Annotated in this window: 1 protein-coding gene; it reads right to left on the reverse strand. The window is 67.3% G+C overall.

Annotated features, from left to right (window positions below; genetic code table 11):
* Positions 1-931: uracil-xanthine permease family protein (locus ACWGPE_RS19190; protein ID WP_452049345.1), on the reverse strand; the 931-nt coding region annotated here is incomplete at its 3' end.
* Positions 932-1,090: the final 159 nt, after the last annotated feature.

The raw sequence follows: 1,090 nt of genomic DNA on the forward strand, positions 1-1,090 counted from the left end.
CGGCAACCCAGTACGCCGCGGTCGAGTAGACCCGGGTGGCCGCCATCACGCCGATGTTCTCGGCGTAGGTGGTGGTGGCCGATCCGCCCCCGGCGCCGGCCAGCACGGTGGCCACGCCGTCGGCGGCCAGCGCACGGCCGATCATCGGATCGAGATCGGTGCCGGTCATCTGCCCCACCGACTTGACGTGCCCGATGTTCTCGGCGACCAGTGCGATCACCGCGGGCAGGAACAGCGGCAGAACCGCCAGGTTGAACGTCGGGGTGTGGAACTCGGGCAGCCCCAGCCACGGTGCCGCGGCGATCGCCGCGGTGTCCACATCGCCGAGGACCAGTGCCAGCAGATACCCGATCAGTACCGCGCCGAAGATGGCCAGCCTGCCGATCAGGCCCTTGAAGAACGCCAGCGTGGCGACGAGCAGCACCAACGTCACCAGCCCGACCAAGGGTCCCTTCTCGAAATTGGCCTTGGCGGCCGGCGCGAGGTTGAAGCCGATCAGTGCGACGATCGCGCCCGTCACCACCGGCGGTAGGGCCAGGTCGATCCAGTGGGTGCCGACCAGGTGCACCACCGCTCCGATGAGGATCAACAACACCCCGACCGCGATCAAACCGCCCAGCGCGCTTCCGGTTCCGTGCGAGGCCACCGCCGCGGTGACCGGGGCGATCACCGAGAAACTCGACCCCAGGTAGCTCGGCAACCGGTTGCCGGTGATGAGCAGGAACAGAATGGTGCCAACACCGGAGAACAGCAGCGTGGTGGCGGGCGGAAAGCCGGTGAGCACCGGGACCAGGAACGTGGCACCGAACATGGCCACCACATGCTGGGCCCCGATACCGATGGTGCTGGACCAATTGAGCCGTTCCCCGGGGTTGACGACGAAGTCGTCATCGGTGCGCGTCTCGACGTACTTCCAACTCAGCGGAATCACGAATGTGACTACACACCATGATCGGCTGCCGCGCACGCGGACTGCGGCAAGAATCAACCGTGATGACAACCAACCTGGCGCGCTGGGTCCCCGGACTGGCGCAGTTCACCGGCTACCGGCGGTCCTGGCTGCGCGGCGACGTCCTGGCCGGGGTGACAG

The sequence above is a fragment of the Agromyces sp. NPDC055658 genome, from assembly GCF_053618155.1.